This window comes from Fodinicola acaciae, from assembly GCF_010993745.1.
In the GTDB taxonomy this organism is placed as follows: domain Bacteria; phylum Actinomycetota; class Actinomycetes; order Mycobacteriales; family HKI-0501; genus Fodinicola; species Fodinicola acaciae.
The window spans coordinates 1,630,297-1,644,706 of the sequence record NZ_WOTN01000001.1 but is presented as its reverse complement, the minus strand read 5'-3'; the positions used below and the strand labels follow the sequence as shown (position 1 = coordinate 1,644,706).

Genomic DNA, 14,410 nt, shown 5'->3' with positions numbered 1-14,410 from the left:
CGACTCATCTACCCATATGACACCCCCTCGTTCCGGCGGATTTCCCGCCATGGGAGGACCGGAGGTGTGGCATCAGTCTTTTCGGGCTTGTGTTGGCAATCGCCAACGCAGGCGTCCTCAGCATGTTCCTGCAGGCTGGGGCCGCCAAAATCGTACGACCGGGGATTAGCGCTAAAGCGCTGGCCGAGGTGCTGCCGCTGCGGGCCGAGTCGTTGCGCTGGCTGACAAAACTGACCGCCGTCGCGGAGCTGGCCACCGTGCTCGCGGTCGTGTTGCCGCCGGTCAGGCCGGCCGGGCTGGTGCTCGCCGGCACGCTGGGCCTGTTGTTTGCCGTGCTCGGGCTGGCCGGTCTGGTCACCGGAAGCAGCGAGCCCTGCGGTTGTTTCGGTACGCAGAACGGAAAACCGCTGGGCATGGCAAACGTCCTCACCGGCTTGGTGTTCGTCGTCGTGTCGGCCGTCAGCCTGTGGATGGGCGCGTACGACGAAACTTTCGTGGCGACGACAGCACTGTTGACCACGGTGTTTTCCGCGGGATGGCTGATGTGGGCCAATCGCGGACACCTGCTGCGCATTATTGACAACGTTCGCAATCGAGAGGAGCCGGCCGGATGATGATGATCCTGGGTGCGGTTGCCCTGCTGGTGCTGACCGCCGCTGTGGTGCTGCTTTTCGCGATGGTCGGCGAGCTTTCCAGCCGGGTGCCGGAGGCGCGCGAGGAGCAACACGTCACGCCGTACTCCGACTTCACGGCCGGCGCCACCGCGCAGGAATGGCCGGCGGGGCTGGCACACCTGGCCGACCGCCCGGCCGCGACCGTCCTGGTGCTCAGCTCGATCTGCACCACCTGCGCCAACGTCGCGCAGGAGCTTTCCAGCTATACGCGGCAAACCCTCGGCGACGTGGGCATCGTGGTGTCATGCGCGGCGGCGCCGGTCGGGGTGGACTTCGTCGAGCACTACGGGCTCGACCACCTGCCGCACCACGTCGACGAAGGCGGCTCGTGGATGGCGACGAACTTCGGCGTCAAGATGAGCCCGACGGCATTGCGCTTCCAGCGTGGCGTGCTGGTCGAGGCGTACACGTTCAGCAAGGTCCAACCTCTTCTTGGCCAGATTTCCAAGGTATTGGAAGGAGTCTCATGACAGCACCAGAAGGCCCGGTCGCCGCGGTGACCGGCAAGAAGATGCTCAGGAGGCGGGTCCTGACGGCCATCGGCGCGGCCGGTGTCGCCGTGTCGGCAGGGCTTTTCGGCCGCCCCAACAAGGCGGCCGCGGCGAGCGCGTCTCCGGCCGACGCGGGCCGGCCGGCCTGTTGCAACCTCTACAACTACCCGCCCAACACCTCGTACGACTACTGCCACGCCCACGCCGGCTACATCTGGTACTGCACCGCCAGCGGCGGCTTCTTGCACTGCTCCTGCTGCGAAACTCCGGGAGATGTGCTGTCGGCCGCTGACTGCCGCTACAACTGATCCATGGCGACCTGGCTGATTATCGGCGGGGTGGCGGCGATCCTGCAGATCTTCAGCCCTTGAGGCCAGTCCATGGCCGGGGTCGCCGGTCCGATGCTCAAACGCAGCAAGGCGCGGGGCGCGAGGTTTCTGGCCGGTCTCTGGATCGGCGGCATGGTGGCGTCGGCTGTGCTGGCGACCGCTGTCTTCGCCGTCGGTTCGCTGGCGGTCTGGTTGATCCCGTCGTTGGTCAGGCAGATCATCGCCGGCGTTCTCCTGGTGCTTTTCGCGCTGCTCGACCTGGCCGCCCGTACGCCGCACGTCTGGCGCCAGGTGCCGGTGGAACACCTGAAAACCATGCCGCCGGGAAAGCTCGGCGTGGTCTGGGGATTCGACCTCTCGCTGCTGTTCACCACGCAGAAATCGACGTCACTGACCTGGGTGGCGCTGACCGGTCTGGTGCTGCTCGCGCCGGGCGCCTCGTGGTGGACGCTGTGCGGGATGACGACCGTGACGGTGCTCATGGTCGTGGGCCGCAGCATTGTCTTCCAGCTGCGGGGGCCGGCCCGGCTGGGGGATTTCCGCCAGTCGTGGTTTCACTGGGTCCGCCGAGCCAGCGGTGTCGCGTTGGTCGGCGTCGCCGCGTACGTGATGTTGGGAGCGTGAGCGATGGAAAACGGCGAACGGGTCAGTGACCGGCGTGGCCAGGTGGTCATCACCCGGTTCGCGTGCCCGTCGGTGAGCCGGTTGTTCGTGCTGCTTTTCCTGCACGTGCGGATAAAGCGGCAGGTCCGCCGGCACGCCACCGGTTTCGTCGGCGGCAAGGCGGTCGTGCTCTGGCGCGAGCGCACCATGCTCAGCGTGACGTTGTGGCGGCACCTGGAGGACGTTTACGAGATGGGGAAGGTGAACGCGCACATCATGGCGGCCCGGCTGCCGGCACGGCTGGGCATCCAGACCAGCTGCGGGATCTATCCCTACCGGGGTGACTGGCGGCAGATCATGTTCGGCGTACCGGCCGCGTCCGCCGACCCGCTGGTCGCCTCAGCCCCACCGGCGGCCGAGAAAGTGAGTGTTGACAGCGAAAGGACGAACGGATGAGCACACCGACCGACCGTGGCATCGCCTTCATTTTGGAGAATGCCAACGGCACGAAGAACGTTTACGTCGCGGCGGCCGCTGGCCCCGACGACGCGCCCCAGGACGTGTTCGCGATGCATCTGGCCACCAGAACGGTGAACCTCGGACCCAACGTCCGCACCGTCCCGGCCGGCACGATGCGGCGCACCACCAGCGTCGTCCACGTCTCCGGTGACAACAACGGCACGGTGAACCTGCAGGCCCACCGGACCGACTTCGGACCGATGCTGGCGAAGTGACCGACGGACCCGGCCGCGCACGTGCGCGGCCGGGTCTGACGGATTACGTCACAGGCAAGCTATCTCAGCCATTTTCTTGCGAATCCGTATGCCTTTCTGGCGCATCGGGGCACAGTGTTCGCAACCTTGGTCGTGACGACGACACGACCAAGGAGAAACCGTGCGAATTCTGGTGACCGGCGCGACCGGCAATGTCGGCCGCGAAGTGGTGGCGCAGCTGGTCGCGGAAGGCGCGGACGTGCGCGCGCTCAGCCGCAGCCCGCGGGCGGTCGTTCCGGTCGACCTGGCCGTCGGCGACCTCGCCATTCCGACCTCGCTGGAGCCGGCACTGTCCGATGTGGACGCCGTGTTTCTGGTCTGGCCACTGCACAACGCCGACGCGGCGCGCGAGGTGCTGGACGTGATCGCCAAACAGGTCCCGAAAGTCGTCTATCTCGGCTCCGGCGGCGTCGTCGGTTTCGGTCCGCCGGAACAGATCCAGCTGCTGCGCGAGTCCGGCCTGCGTTGGACGTACGTGCAGCCGAGCACTTTCGCGGTCAACGCGTTGTGGTGGACCGCGCAGATCCGTGCCGGTGATGTCGTACGCGGCGCGTACGGTGACCTCGCGCTGCCGATGCTGCACGAGAAGGACATCGCGGCGGTGAGCGTGCGCGCGCTGCTCGACGACGGCCACGACTCGGCGATCTATCCGTTGACCGGTCCGGAAGTGCTGTCACAGGCCGAGCAGGTGCGGCTCATCGGCGAGGCGCTGGGTCGGGACGTACGGTGGCAGGAAATCCCGCGCGCCGACGCTCGCGCGCAGATGCTGGCCGACGGCTTTCCCGAGTCCTTTGTGGACGTTCTGCTGGACGCGTACGAGCAGATGGAGCCGGTCGCCGTCACGACGACCGTGGCCGAGGTCACCGGCCGGCCGGCGCTCACCTTCCGGCAATGGGCTCGCGACCACGCGGCGGCTTTCGGCTAAGGTTGACCAACGGTGAGCCGGGAAGCCTGGTCGGCAGCAGGATGACTCGTCGGCTGGGGGGACTGGAGTGGAAGACGTAACGCCGTTTGGAATCATGGCCGGCCTGGTGGCGGCGGCGGTCCTGCTCGCGGTGCTCTCCAACCGGCTGAGCGCGCGGCTGCGCGTGCCGGCGCCGGCGCTTTTCCTCATCGGCGCCGCGGTGGCGTCCGATCTGGTGCCATCGCTGCAGAAAATCCCGATCGAGACCGTTCAGCGCATTGTCACGGTCGCGCTGGTGGTCATCCTGTTCGACGGCGGCATGCACATCGGCCGGCGCCGGCTGCGGTCGGCGGCCGGCGCGATCGTCTGGATCGGCACCGCTGGCACCCTGGTCACCGCAGCGGCCGTCGCCTTTCTCGCGCACGCGATTTTCGGCCTGGACTGGATGATATCCCTTCTGATCGGCACGGCGCTGGCGCCGACCGACCCGGCGGTGGTGTTTTCGGTGCTCGGCCGGCGCGAGGTGTCCGGCCGGTCCGGCGTGATCCTGGAAGGCGAGTCCGGGGCCAACGACCCGGTCGGCATCGCGTTGATGGTGGCACTGCTCGCGACCGCCGGCGTGACCGGCTTCGGCGCGGTGTGGACCGGCGTCACCGAGTTCCTGTTGCAGATGGCCGTCGGCGCGGCGGTCGGCATCGCCGGCGGAATCGGCCTTTCCGTGTTCATTCGCCGCGTGCCGCTGCCGAGCGAAGGCCTTTACGCGTTGCGTACGCTTGCCAGCGTCTTCGTCATCTACGGCGTGGCGACGGTCGCGCACGGCTCCGGTTTCCTCGCGGTGTTCATCGCCGGCATCATGCTCGGTGACGTACGCGCGCCGTACAAGCGGGAAATCGAGCGGTTCCACGGATCCCTGGCCAGCCTCGGCGAGATCGTCGCGTTCACCGTGCTGGGGTTGACCGTGTCGCTGAAGTCGCTGCCGGACGGCAATGCCTGGCAGATCGGCCTGGTTTTGGCCGTGTTGCTGGCATTCGTGGTGCGGCCCCTGCTGGTCGGCCTGCTCCTGCTGCCGATCAGACTGCAGTGGGGTGAGCGGCTTTTCGTGCTGTGGTCGGGATTGAAAGGCGCCGTGCCGATCCTGCTCGGCACGTTCATCCTGGCCTCGGACATCGGCGGCAACGTGCGCGCGTACGACATCATTTTCGTCGTCGTGGCGTTTTCCGTTGTGGTGCAGGGCGGACTGGTGCCGTTCCTGGCCAACCGGATGGGCGTGCCGATGCGGCTGGTCGAGCCGGAGCCGTGGTCGCTGGGCGTACGGCTGCGCCAGGAACCAGACGGCGTTTGCCGCTTCAACGTCGCGGCCGGCTCACCGGCGGACGGCACGGCCATCGACGATCTGGACATCGGCGAGGACGTGTGGATCAGTCTGGTGAGCCGCGACGGCCGGCTGCTGCCGGTGCGGGGCGACACCGTGCTGGCGGCCGGCGACGAGGTGCTGGCGATCGTCGACCCGGACAACCCAGCCGACTCGACGCACGTCTTCACCCGGCCGTAGAGGCCTCATGTGGCCAGCGGAAACACCGCTGCGAGGTGTTGCCTGCGGGATGGTCAGCTGGCATTGTCTTCCGGCAAGGCGAACGTTCGCCTAATGCACGGAGGTTAGCTGTGTACGCCTCGCTGAAGGATGTGGCCGCGCATGCCGGCGTGAGCTTCCAGACCGTCAGCAAGGTGCTCAAGGGCGCGCCGGTGGCGGTGTCCGAGCAGACCAGGCAGCGGATCCTGGCCGCCGCCGAGGAGCTCGGCTACGTGCCCAACGCGGTCGCGCGCGGCCTGCTGAGCCGGTCGACGTACTCGATCGGCATCGTCGCCGACGACCTCGACGACTGGGCTCTCGGCCAGTTCGTGATCGGCGCGGAACGTGAGGCGCGCGGCAACGGTCACGCGGTGATCATCGGCACCGCGCTCGGCGAGGACGGGCCGCTGTTTATCCGGCAGTTGTTGGAAAGACGGGTGGACGGCATTCTGTCGGCGGCGCCGCGGCTGGAGGCAAACGCGGAAATCGGCACGTTGTTGCGTGGCCGGGTGCCGGCGGTGAGCGTGCATCACGTGCCAGGCGGCGGCGTGCCGGTGGTCGGCTCCAACCACCGCGATACGGGAAGGCTGGTCGCCGATCACCTCGTCGATCTCGGTCATCGGCGGGTGGCGATGGTCGCGGGTCCGGCCGACCGGCGGGTCGTTTCGGCCCGGTCGAAGGGATTCCAGGCCGCGCTGGCCGACCGCGGGGTGAGGCTGCCAGCGAGCCGGATCGTGCAGACCGACTGGAGTGCGCAAGGCGGTTTCGCGGCTGTGGCGGCACTTCTGGACCGCGACCCGACGATCAGCGCGATGTTCGCCCATAACGACCTCATCGCGTTGGGCGTGTTGTCGGCCCTGCACAGTCGGGGCGTACGCGTGCCGGACGACTGCGCGGTGGCCGGTTGCGACGAGATGCCGTTCACCGGATATCTGACACCGCCGTTGACGACCGTACGGATTCCTATGCAGGAGACCGGAAAACGAGCGATGTCGCTGTTGCTCAGCCGCATCCGCGGCGAAGAGGTGGCCTCGCGTGTGCTGCTGCCAGTGCAGCTGGTCGTACGCGCGTCGACCGCCGGATCCTCGACGGAGGAGGGAAAATGAGACCGATGAGCCGGCGCGACCTGTTGCGTACGGCCGGACTGCTGGGCGTGAGCGGGATGGCGCTGAGCGCGTGCGACTCGCCGTTGGCCACCGGCATCTTCGGTGTCGGACCCGGCGCGCACGAGTTGGCGTACTGGAACCTGCTCGGCGGCGGTGACGGCGATCGCATGGTGTCGATGGAAAAGGCGTACGCGAAGGCGCATCCGGACATCAGCCTGAAGTCGGTGACGCTCTCCTGGGGAAATCCGTACTACACGAAGGTCTCGTTGGCGACGCTGGGAAACCAGCCGCCGGACGTGGCGATCGCGCACCTGACCCGCGCCACCATCCTGGCCGAGGCCGGCCTGCTGGAGCCGCTGGACAAGACCGAGCTGGCCCGTTTCGGCTTCACCGAGGAAAACTTCACCAAGACGGCCTGGCAGAAGGCGCACACCAACGGCAAGCTCTACGCCATCCCGCTCGACACGCATCCGTTCGTGATGTACTACAACACCGACATCTGCAAGAAGGCCGGCCTGCTGGACAGCTCGGGGAAACTGAGGAACCTGGACGGTCCGACCGGCCTGGTCGACGCGATGAAGGCGGTGCAGAGGGTCACCGGTGGCTATGGCGGTGTCGTCGCGATGACCGCGGAGACCGCGACGCCCTGGCGGATCTTCTCCAGCCTCTACTGGCAGCTCGGCGGCACTGTACTGGCCGACCAGGGCCGGAAAATCGTGCTGGACGAGGCGAAGGCCGAGCGCGTGCTCGGTTATCTGGCGAGCCTCACCAGCAAAGGCAAGCTGATGCCGAACAACATCGACTACGGCGCCGCGACGACGCTGTTCGCCAGCGGCAAAGCCGGCTTCTATTTCCAGGGTGACTGGGAGATCAGCACGTTCCTCACCGCGAAGACGCCGTTCAGCATGACGCGGCTGCCAAACGTCTTCGGCGGCGCGTACGCCTGTCAGGCCGACTCGCATTCCTTCGTCCTGCCGCGCAGTGCCAGCCGCGACGCGGAAAAACGAGCGGTGATCTTCGGCTTCGTCCGGTCGATGCTGGACCAGAGCGCCACCTGGGCCGGCGGTGGTCACATCCCGGCCTGGGTGCCGTTCCAGAAAAGCGAGGCGTACGCGAAGATGTCGCCGCAGTCCGACTACGCCCAGGTCGCCAACTCGGCACATTACGACGACGACGCCTGGTATTCCGGCTCCGGCTCGGATTTCGAATACATCGCCGGGTCGGCGATCGGCGCGGTGCTGTCCGGTCAGTTGACGCCGGCCGCCGCGGTGCCGCAGATCGTCGCCAAGCTCACCAAATACGCCAACACTCCGTCGCCGCTGTAACGAGGATTGAGGAGACGCGCGATGGTTGTTCACACGATCTCCGGCGCCGCACCGGGAAGACGGACCGAACATCGTGCCGGCTGGGGACTGGTCGCTCCGTTCCTGGTGATCTATCTGCTTTTCCTGGTGGTGCCGACGCTCTACGGCTTTGTGATGAGCTTTTTCAACGGAGCGCTGGTGAAGTCGGGCCTCGGCAGCTTCGCCGGCGTGTCCAACTACCTGGAAGCGCTGACCAGCGCGGACTTCTGGTCGTCCACCTGGCACACGCTGCTGTTCACCATCATGACGACACCGCCGCTGGTGATCGTCGCGCTGGCGCTGGCGATCCTGACCGACCGGATGCGGCACGGCCGGTGGTTCTTCCGGCTGGTGTTCTTCGCACCGTACGTCGTGCCGGTCGCCTCCGTCGCGCTCATCTGGACCTGGCTCTACACGCCCAAAATCGGCCTCTGGGAGAGCTGGCTCGGCGCCGTCGGCATCAGCGCGCCGAACTGGCTCGGCGACCCCAACTGGGCCATGGCGTCGGTCGCGCTGACGACGGTGTGGTGGACGCTCGGCTTCAACTTCGTGCTCTATCTGGCCGGTCTGCAGGAAATTCCGCGTGAGCTCTACGAGGCGTCCGCGGTCGACGGTGCCAGTCCGTGGAGCCAGCTGTGGAACATCACCATCCCGATGCTGCGGCGCACGACCGTGTTGGTGTTGCTGTTGCAGGCGATCGCCTCGCTGAAGGTCTTCGACCAGATCTACCTGATGACCGAAGGCGGCCCCAACTTCGCGACCAGGCCGATCATCGGCTACATCTACGACATCGGTTTCACCGACTTCCGCACCGGTTACGCTGCGGCGATCTCGACGCTGTATTTCGTACTCATCCTGACGGTCTCGGTGATCTGGCTGCTGGTCAACCGCCGCCAGCTGCGGGAGGTGTGAGCGATGGCAACCAGCACGACGAGCCGTACGCCGGCGGTCGCGACGCCGGCGCGTACGAAGCCGGCGGCGCGCCGGCAGATCGTCGACGCGAAGGCTCGGTGGTTCAACGGCTTCTGTGTTTCGGTGCTCGTGGTTTTCGCGGTCATCTGGGCCCTCCCGCTGGTCTGGGCCGCGGTCACCTCGCTGCGGCCGGAAGGAGAGATCGCGGTCAACCCGGCCGCGTGGTGGAGCGGCAGCTGGACTTTCGACGCGTACGCGAAAGTGCTCGGCACCGGCGACATCCAGAACTGGTATCTGAACAGTTTCGTCGCGGCGGCGGTGACCGCGATCCTGGCCGTCGTGGTCTGCTCGATGGCCGGATTCGCCTTGTCCCAGACGAAGTTTCGCGGGCGGCGCTGGCTGTTCGCGTTGATCGGCGCCGGCCTGGTGATCCCGCCGCAGGTGCTGATCGTGCCGCTGTTCAACGAGTTCAACACGTTGCACCTGCTCAACACGTACTGGGCGCTGATCCTGCAGGCACTGCCGGCACCGCCGATCGCGGTCTTCGTCTTCGCGGCGTTCTTCCGCGGCATTCCGGCCGAGCTCGCCGAGTCGGCGCACGTCGACGGGGCGAGCTGGTTTCGCATCTATCAAGGCATCTACATGCCGCTGACCCGGCCGGCGGTGTCGGCGGTGTTCATCTTCCAGTTTGTGTGGAGTTGGAACAACTTCCTGTGGCCGCTGCTGGTCATGACCAACACGCGGATGATGACGCTGCCGGTCGGCCTTTCGCAGGTGTCCAGCGCGTACGGCATCCATTACGCGCAGATCATGGCATCGGCCGTGCTCGGCGCACTGCCGTTGCTGTTGGTCTTCGTCATTTTCCAGCGGCGCATCGTCGAAGGCGTCGCGACGACCGGCTTCAAGTAACCGTATTCGAAAGGAAAACCGAGTGTCCGAGGCTCGCATTGTCGTCGATCCCGACTTCCGTGTCGGCGAGGTCGACCCGCGCATCTACGGGACGTTCGTGGAACATCTCGGCCGGTGCGTCTACACCGGGATCTACGAGCCCGGCCATCCGACCGCGGACGGCGACGGATTCCGGCGGGACGTGGCCGACCTGACCCGCGAGCTCGGCGTGCCGATCGTCCGTTATCCAGGCGGAAACTTCGTGTCCGGCTATCGCTGGGAGGACGGCATCGGGCCGCGCGACCAGCGGCCGGCCCGGCTGGAGCTGGCCTGGCATTCGGTGGAGTCCAACGACGTCGGCACCGACGAGTTCTGCAAATGGGTGCGCGGCGTCGGCTCCGAGGCGATGCTGGCCGTCAACCTCGGCACCCGCGGACCCGACGCGGCGGCGCGGCTGGTCGAATACTGCAACCATCCGGCCGGCACGTACTGGTCGGATCTGCGGCGGAAAAACGGCGCCGCCGACCCGCACGACGTACGCGTGTGGTGTCTCGGCAACGAAATGGACGGGCCGTGGCAGATCGGCCACAAGACGGCCGAGGAATATGGCCGGCTGGCGACCGAAACGGCCAAGGCGATGCGCCTGGTCGATCCGACCATCGAGCTGGTGGCGTGCGGCTCGTCCAACTCCCAGATGCCGACTTTTGGCAGCTGGGAGGCGACGGTGCTGGAGCACACGTACGACGTCGTCGACTACGTCTCGCTGCACACGTATTACCAGGAACGCAAGGGCGACAAGGCGAGTTTCCTGGCGTGTGCGGTCGACATGGACAACTTCATCGACAACGTCATCGCCACGGCGGATTTCGTACGCGCCAAGGGACGGCACCAGAAACGCGTCAATCTTTCCTTTGACGAGTGGAATGTCTGGTACATGGGTGGCGACGACAAGACGCAGGGATGGCAGGCGGCGCCACGGCTGATCGAGGACACCTACAACGTCACCGACGCCGTCGTCGTCGGAAACCTGCTGATCAGCCTCCTGCGGCACGCCGACCGGGTGAAGATGGCCTGCCTGGCGCAGCTGGTCAACGCGATCGGCGCGATCAGGTCGGAGCCGGGTGGGCCGTCCTGGCGCCAGACGATCTTCCACCCGTTCGCGCTGACCAGCCGATACGGCCGGGGGACCGTACTGCGTACGGTCGCGACCAGTCCGTCGTACGACACCTCGTGGTTCGGTGGCGTGCCGGCCCTCGACAGCGTCGCGGTGGAGTCGCCGGATGGCTCGGGGCTGACGGTGTTCGCGGTCAACCGGCTGATCGACGAGAGCCTGCCGCTGACCGTGGACCTGCGCGGCTATCCGGATCTGGAGGTCGCGGTGCACACGTACCTGACCGACGACGACTCCGCTGCCACGAACACGGCGGAGAATCCCGAACGGGTCACGCCGCGGCAGGCCGCGGCGTCCAAAGTGGACGCTGGGTCGCTTTCGTTGTCGCTGCCGGCGCAGTCGTGGAACATGATCCGCATCGGCAAGACCGCAGGTCGCTCGATGAGCTGACGATGTAACGAAAGTCCGGTTTTGCGGTGACGAACCGTAGTCAAGCTCCGGACTCGCCGCCGCTGGTTGGTCGCATGGACCCCATACGTGCGTCAGGCGCACGCAAGGGGTCCATGCGACCAACGACCGGTGGGTTTACAGGCCGTGTGAGGCGTTGTTGGGGGGATAGCGCTTGAAATACGCGGTGAAGTCGTCGGCGTTGATGGCCTTGCCGAGCGCTTCGGCGCCGGAGGTGCTGACCTGTTCGTAGTCGGTGCCGTCGATCTTCAGCGTGCCGGCCATCGGCATCGTGCTGAAGGTGACCGCGTCGAGCGACAGGCCGCGGGCGGCGAACGCCAGGTCCTTGACAGGCATGCCGTCGCTCACCTTGACCGACGCGGCGACCGCGGTGACCAGGTCGTTGAGCTTGAACGGGTTGGTCAGTACGCCGGCCGACGTCGCCTTCTTGAACAGCGCGCGGATCAGCTGCTGCTGGCGCTTCATCCGGTCGTAGTCGCCGCCGGCCAGGCCGTGCCGCTGCCGTACGTAGAACTGCGCGTCGGTGCCGTTGAGGTGGTGCATGCCCTTGGTCCAGGTGCGCTTGAACTGGTTGTCGTACGTCGTCTTGTCGACGTAGACGTCCACGCCACCGACCGCGTCGACCGACTTGATCAGCGCGGCGAAGCTGACCACCGCCACGTACGGGATCTTGATGTCGAGCAGGTTCTGCACGGTCCGCACGGTCAGCGACGGCCCGCCGTACTGCAGCGCGGCGTTGATCTTGTTCTTGCCGCCGCCCCACGACCCGCCGGCCGGGATGCGCACGTACGAGTCGCGCTCGATCGAGAAGGCGTAGACCTTCTTGAAGTCCTTGTCGATGTGGAAAAGGATGATCGAGTCGGACCGCTGGCCGTCCACCCCCTGGCTCTTGGCCCGCGAGTTGTCGGCGTTGTCCGAGCCGAGCAACAGGATGTTGAGCGGGCCGGTGACCGGCGCACCGGACGGCGGCAGGCTGGCTCGCTCGTTCTGCGGTACGCCACCGAGGAGGTTGTCACTCTTGACCTCGCTGGCGTAGTGATTGACGACCACGTTGGCCGCGGCGTATCCGCCACCGGCCAGCACGACGATCGCGATCCCGGCGACGAGGCACAGCCGTGCCCACCGCGGCGACTTCGACTTACGCGGTTTGCCCTGGTCGGGCCGTTTCCGCGTGGCCTGGTACGCCAACCTCACCCAACTCCTTTGTTGTGGTCGTGTGCCGTGCTGCGGGTCGAAGCGGAAGGATACCCGACCGCCGCTCGACCGTGGCTCTCGCTTTAGGAACGACGCACACCACCGTTTGGTTGCCTGCTCTTTCGAGTTGGTCGGAAATTTTGCCGGGTTTTACCGGTGTTGTCGGTACGCGCCCGGCTCGGCCGGCCGATATCGTGTCAGCTACCTGCGACGATTGCGAGGAAACCCGGCCGATGAGCGGCTTCGAACTGGGCACCGACGGCCCGACGACCATCCTGGTCGGCATCGACGGCTCGGACACCTCGATGCGCGCCGCCGCGTACGCGGCCGGACTGGCCCGCCGGCAGAGCGCCGAGCTGCTGTTGGTCTACGTCGGCAGCACGCCATCGATGACCTCGCTGGTGCCGGAGCTGGCCGGGTCGGTCGAGCAGACCAACGAGGAGGTGGCCGAAGACCTCCGCAAGGAGGTGGAGACGGCCGCGGCACGCAGTGGCGTCGCGTACCGCTTCATCACCGTTCACGGCGACCCGTACGCGGAGCTGGCCCGGATCGCCGACGAGGAGCGCGCCGACGCGGTGGTGGTCGGCGCGTCCAGTCAGGCCGGTCACCGGCTGGTCGGCTCGATCGCGGTCCGGCTGGTACGCGCTGGCCGCTGGCCGGTCACGGTCGTGCCGTAGTAGTTACCAGCCGCGCTCTTTCCACTCGCCGAGATGCGGCCGCTCCGCGCCGAGCGTGGTGTCGTCGCCGTGGCCCGGATAGATCCAGGTGTCGTCGCCGAAGCGGTCGAAGATCTTCGTCGTCACGTCGTGCAGCAACGACGTGAAGTCCTCCGGCTGCCAGGTTTTGCCCACACCGCCAGGAAAAAGCGAGTCGCCGGTGAAGATGTGCGCGTGGCCTGCGGGATCCTGGTATGCCAGAGCGATCGAACCCGGCGTGTGGCCGACGAGGTGGATGGCCGTCAGCGTACAGTCGCCGACGGCCAGTTCGTCGCCGTCGTCCAGCGGCACGTCGACGGCCACCGGCAGCTCCGGCGCGTCGGGTCGGCCGGCGGCGGTCGTCGCGCCGGTCGCCGCGACGACCGCGCCGAGCGCCTGCCAGTGGTCGAAGTGCTGGTGCGTGGTGAACGCCGTTTCCAGCTTGCCGGCGGTGTGCTTTGCCAGCAGCGCCAACAAAGTGTCGGCGTCGTTGGCGGCGTCGACCAGCAGCGCGTCGCCGGTCTCGCGGCAGCGCAACAGATAGGCGTTGTTGTCCATCGGCCCGACCGAGACCTTGGTGATCTCCAGTTTCGCCAGCTGGCGGGTCTGCGCCGGCCCGCCGTTCAGTTGTCCGGTGTAGGTGTCCGTCACCCCTTGCATCGTGCCATCAGCGCAGGCCGGTGGCCAACGCTGGTACGCGCTCGGCGAACCAGTCGCGCGTACTCGCCGCGTCGGTGTGCAGCACCGCCGAGATGCCGAGCTTCGCGGCCCCTTCGACGTTGTGCGCGATGTCGTCCACGAACGCGACCGTCGCCGCCGGTGTGTCGAGTCTTTCCAACAGCAGCTGGAAAATCGCCGAGTCCGGCTTGCGCAGGCCGACCTCGCCGGAGATGACGCTGAGGTCGAACAGCTCGGCCACCAGGTCCTCCGGATAGTGGTTGGCCCAGCTGTTGGACAGCATGGCCGTACGCAGTCCGGCGGCGCGCAGGTCGCGTACCAGCTGGACCATCGCGTCGTCCAGCGTCATTCCCTCGAACATCCGCTCCAGCAGCCCTTCGGCGACCACCGGTCCGCCGTCGGTGCGCCGGAGCCGCGCGGCCAGCAGCCGCTCGAACTCCGGACCGGACAGCTCGCCGGTCTCCAGCCGATGCGCCGGCGTGCCGTCGGCGGTCTCGGCGAAGACCCACTCGGCCATGGTCGTGCGATAGCCGTCGACCTCGATCCCTTCGTCGGCCAGCCAGGCCATCACGGATCGGTTCACCGCCGTCGTGATCACGCCGCCGTAGTCGAAGACGGCCACCCGCAGCTTTTCCATGTTCACGACAATAGCCGTGGCCCGACCGACCACC

Annotated in this window: 16 protein-coding genes and 1 pseudogene; 14 read left to right on the top strand and 3 right to left on the bottom strand. The window is 67.0% G+C overall.

Annotated elements, in window-relative coordinates:
- The first annotated feature begins 89 nt into the window (after positions 1-89).
- The 13 genes from GNX95_RS07730 to arfA all read left to right on the top strand — a co-directional run bounded on the left by GNX95_RS07730 (position 90) and on the right by arfA (position 11,154).
- Positions 90-614 (top strand): MauE/DoxX family redox-associated membrane protein, encoded by a 525-nt coding sequence (locus GNX95_RS07730; RefSeq protein WP_343034783.1) that lies wholly within the window; start codon positions 90-92, stop codon positions 612-614.
- On the top strand, positions 611-1,144 hold the full coding sequence (locus tag GNX95_RS07725) for a hypothetical protein (RefSeq protein ID WP_163506427.1): 534 nt from the start codon (positions 611-613) through the stop codon (positions 1,142-1,144). The genes GNX95_RS07730 and GNX95_RS07725 overlap by 4 nt, the downstream gene beginning before the upstream one ends.
- Positions 1,141-1,473, top strand: a complete 333-nt coding sequence (locus GNX95_RS07720) for a hypothetical protein (protein ID WP_163506426.1) — start codon at positions 1,141-1,143, stop codon at positions 1,471-1,473. Before GNX95_RS07725 ends, GNX95_RS07720 begins: the two co-directional genes overlap by 4 nt.
- Positions 1,474-1,545: 72 nt before the next feature.
- On the top strand, positions 1,546-2,118 hold the full coding sequence (locus GNX95_RS07715; protein WP_163506425.1) for a hypothetical protein: 573 nt from the start codon (positions 1,546-1,548) through the stop codon (positions 2,116-2,118).
- 3 nt (positions 2,119-2,121) lie between these two features.
- Positions 2,122-2,553, top strand: a complete 432-nt coding sequence (locus GNX95_RS07710; protein WP_163506424.1) for a hypothetical protein — start codon at positions 2,122-2,124, stop codon at positions 2,551-2,553.
- A complete protein-coding gene (locus GNX95_RS07705) occupies positions 2,550-2,831 on the top strand; it encodes a hypothetical protein (protein ID WP_163506423.1) in 282 nt (93 codons plus the stop codon). The genes GNX95_RS07710 and GNX95_RS07705 overlap by 4 nt, the downstream gene beginning before the upstream one ends.
- Positions 2,832-2,991: 160 nt before the next feature.
- Complete coding sequence (locus GNX95_RS07700; RefSeq protein WP_163506422.1) at positions 2,992-3,795, top strand: NAD(P)H-binding protein; 804 nt, start codon at positions 2,992-2,994, stop codon at positions 3,793-3,795.
- A 67-nt stretch (positions 3,796-3,862) separates the two neighbouring features.
- Positions 3,863-5,326, top strand: a complete 1,464-nt coding sequence (locus GNX95_RS07695; protein ID WP_163506421.1) for a cation:proton antiporter domain-containing protein — start codon at positions 3,863-3,865, stop codon at positions 5,324-5,326.
- A gap of 110 nt (positions 5,327-5,436) precedes the next feature.
- A complete protein-coding gene (locus GNX95_RS07690) occupies positions 5,437-6,450 on the top strand; it encodes a LacI family DNA-binding transcriptional regulator (protein ID WP_163506420.1) in 1,014 nt (337 codons plus the stop codon).
- A complete protein-coding gene (locus tag GNX95_RS07685) occupies positions 6,447-7,775 on the top strand; it encodes an extracellular solute-binding protein (RefSeq protein ID WP_163506419.1) in 1,329 nt (442 codons plus the stop codon). The genes GNX95_RS07690 and GNX95_RS07685 overlap by 4 nt, the downstream gene beginning before the upstream one ends.
- 21 nt (positions 7,776-7,796) lie before the next feature.
- Positions 7,797-8,705, top strand: coding sequence for a carbohydrate ABC transporter permease (locus tag GNX95_RS07680; protein ID WP_163506418.1), 909 nt, complete (start codon positions 7,797-7,799; stop codon positions 8,703-8,705).
- 3 nt (positions 8,706-8,708) lie between these two features.
- Positions 8,709-9,614: a carbohydrate ABC transporter permease gene (locus GNX95_RS07675; protein WP_163506417.1), complete on the top strand. Its 906-nt coding sequence runs from the start codon at positions 8,709-8,711 to the stop codon at positions 9,612-9,614.
- A gap of 22 nt (positions 9,615-9,636) precedes the next feature.
- Entirely contained in the window at positions 9,637-11,154 is a 1,518-nt protein-coding gene (arfA, locus tag GNX95_RS07670; RefSeq protein ID WP_163506416.1) for an arabinosylfuranosidase ArfA, read from the top strand.
- Positions 11,155-11,289: 135 nt separating this feature from the next.
- Here arfA and GNX95_RS07665 read toward each other — a convergent pair whose 3' ends face one another.
- Complete coding sequence (locus GNX95_RS07665; RefSeq protein ID WP_163506415.1) at positions 11,290-12,366, bottom strand: LCP family protein; 1,077 nt, start codon at positions 12,364-12,366, stop codon at positions 11,290-11,292.
- Positions 12,367-12,599: 233 nt separating this feature from the next.
- On the opposite strand from GNX95_RS07665, the gene GNX95_RS07660 reads away from it, so the two are divergent.
- Positions 12,600-13,043, top strand: a complete 444-nt coding sequence (locus GNX95_RS07660; RefSeq protein ID WP_163506414.1) for a universal stress protein — start codon at positions 12,600-12,602, stop codon at positions 13,041-13,043.
- Positions 13,044-13,172: 129 nt separating this feature from the next.
- On the opposite strand, the pseudogene GNX95_RS07655 reads toward GNX95_RS07660, so the two are convergent.
- Together GNX95_RS07655 and GNX95_RS07650 are read right to left on the bottom strand one after the other, a co-directional pair.
- A pseudogene (locus GNX95_RS07655) lies at positions 13,173-13,619 on the bottom strand (MBL fold metallo-hydrolase); the annotation flags it as partial.
- Between the two features lie 109 nt (positions 13,620-13,728).
- On the bottom strand, positions 13,729-14,376 hold the full coding sequence (locus GNX95_RS07650) for an HAD family hydrolase (RefSeq protein ID WP_163506412.1): 648 nt from the start codon (positions 14,374-14,376) through the stop codon (positions 13,729-13,731).
- Positions 14,377-14,410 lie beyond the last annotated feature (34 nt).

What these genes read in the sequence shown, in the direction of transcription:
- GNX95_RS07725 (WP_163506427.1), top strand. Translation starts at nt 611, where the DNA reads ATGATGATGATCCTGGGTGCGGTTGCCCTGCTGGTGCTGACCGCCGCT.
- GNX95_RS07720 (WP_163506426.1), top strand. Translation starts at nt 1,141, where the DNA reads ATGACAGCACCAGAAGGCCCGGTCGCCGCGGTGACCGGCAAGAAGATG.
- GNX95_RS07715 (WP_163506425.1), top strand. Translation starts at nt 1,546, where the DNA reads ATGGCCGGGGTCGCCGGTCCGATGCTCAAACGCAGCAAGGCGCGGGGC.
- GNX95_RS07710 (WP_163506424.1), top strand. Translation starts at nt 2,122, where the DNA reads ATGGAAAACGGCGAACGGGTCAGTGACCGGCGTGGCCAGGTGGTCATC.
- GNX95_RS07705 (WP_163506423.1), top strand. Translation starts at nt 2,550, where the DNA reads ATGAGCACACCGACCGACCGTGGCATCGCCTTCATTTTGGAGAATGCC.
- GNX95_RS07685 (WP_163506419.1), top strand. Translation starts at nt 6,447, where the DNA reads ATGAGACCGATGAGCCGGCGCGACCTGTTGCGTACGGCCGGACTGCTG.
- GNX95_RS07680 (WP_163506418.1), top strand. Translation starts at nt 7,797, where the DNA reads ATGGTTGTTCACACGATCTCCGGCGCCGCACCGGGAAGACGGACCGAA.
- GNX95_RS07675 (WP_163506417.1), top strand. Translation starts at nt 8,709, where the DNA reads ATGGCAACCAGCACGACGAGCCGTACGCCGGCGGTCGCGACGCCGGCG.
- GNX95_RS07660 (WP_163506414.1), top strand. Translation starts at nt 12,600, where the DNA reads ATGAGCGGCTTCGAACTGGGCACCGACGGCCCGACGACCATCCTGGTC.
- GNX95_RS07650 (WP_163506412.1), bottom strand. Translation starts at nt 14,376, where the DNA reads ATGGAAAAGCTGCGGGTGGCCGTCTTCGACTACGGCGGCGTGATCACG.